Source organism: Aminobacter sp. P4_H6_2 (assembly GCF_056400805.1).
Map to the genome: position 1 here is coordinate 1 of NZ_JBFUKO010000927.1, position 1,517 is coordinate 1,517.

The 1,517-nt window shown below is 63.9% G+C and carries 1 protein-coding gene and 1 pseudogene; both read left to right on the forward strand.

The features are described from left to right. Window positions 1-931: ABC transporter substrate-binding protein (locus tag AC1DUU_RS31735; protein ID WP_476787269.1), on the forward strand; the 931-nt coding region annotated here is incomplete at its 5' end. A gap of 313 nt (window positions 932-1,244) precedes the next feature. Beyond that, window positions 1,245-1,517, forward strand: a pseudogene (locus tag AC1DUU_RS31740) (tripartite tricarboxylate transporter substrate binding protein); the annotation flags it as partial.

Here is a 1,517-nt window from a genome sequence, read left to right on the forward strand (position 1 = left end):
GGCCAAGCCGATGCTCGAAGGCTTCCAGAAGGCCAATCCCGGCATCATTGTCCGCTACGAGGAACTGCAGACGGTCGACATCTACGACCGGGTCGTGGCCGAGACCGACGCCGGCAAGGGCACTTCCGACATCGCCTTTTCCTCGGCCATGGACCTGCAGGTCAAGCTCGCCAATGACGGTTACGCCCAGGAAAGCCGGCTGCCGCTGTCCGACCGCTGGCCGCGCTGGGCCAACTGGCGCGACACCGCCTATGCGCTGACCTTCGAGCCGGCGGTGTTCGTCTATCACAAGCCGAGCTTCAAGGACGCGCCGCCACCCGCCACGCGCGGCCAGTTCGTCGATTTCCTCCAGGCCCAGGGCGACAAGGTCTATGGCCGCATCGCCACGTATGACATCGAGCGCTCCGGCGTCGGCTTCATGTTCATGGCGCGCGACCAGGAGCAATATCCCGACATCTGGTCGGTGATCCGCGCCATGGGGGCAGCGGGCGTGAAGCTCTATTCGACAAGCAGCGCGATCCTGGAACGCATCGCCGACGGGCGCTTCGTGCTTGGCTACAACATCCTGGGCTCCTATGCCGCCGACTGGGCGGCGCGCAACCCTGATGTCGGCATCGTCCTGCCCAAAGACTACACGGTGGTGATGTCGCGCATCGGCCTGGTGCCGGCGGCCGCCAAGTCGCCGGACCTCGGCCGCCGCTATCTCGAATATTTCATGTCGGCCGAGGGCCAGACGGTGATGGCGCGGCAATTGCACATTGCGGCCGTCAATCCGGACGTATCGGGCGAAAACACCGCCAACCGGATGCAGGAAGTTCTCGGCGGCCAATTGCGCCCGGTGCCGGTCAGTCCCGGCCTGATGGTCTATCTCGACCAGGTCAAGCGATCCCGCGTCATCGAGCGCTGGAATGAGGCGCTGCGCAGCCCCTGATCATGCGATGTTCCCAAGCTGTTGCATCGGTGTCAGTCTGATGTCAGGTTGCTGCGATAGGGAAGTTTCGGCCCATCCGTTGGAGGCGGCAGGGCTCGGAAAGTTCGGGAGGACTTCGAACACGTTTCTTCAAAGGCTATCCAGCGGCGCAATATCGTCGCGTAATGGGGCCCTGGAAACGCTGCACAAGTGGCCGGCTCATTTAGACGGTCCATTCCTTCCCTTGACGTTCCGGGACGCTGCCTCAGGCGCGGGCCTCGAAACTGAAAAAAGCATTTGCCCCGCGCATGCGGGTTGCAAGGGAGGAACAGCAATGAAGCAGTTCGTATTGGCATCTATCATCGCGGGCGCGCTCGCTCTGCCGGCCGCAGCGGCCGACTACAAGATCATGGCTCCCGCAGCGCCTGGCGGCGGCTGGGACCAGACCGCGCGTTCGATGCAGACCGCGCTCCAGGACGAGAAGATCTCGAGCTCCGTGCAGGTCAACAACGTTCCGGGCGCCGGCGGCACCATCGGTCTCGCCCAGTTCGTCAACCAGGCCAGCGGCGACCCGGCTCAGCTGATCGTCGGCGGCTATGTCATGGTC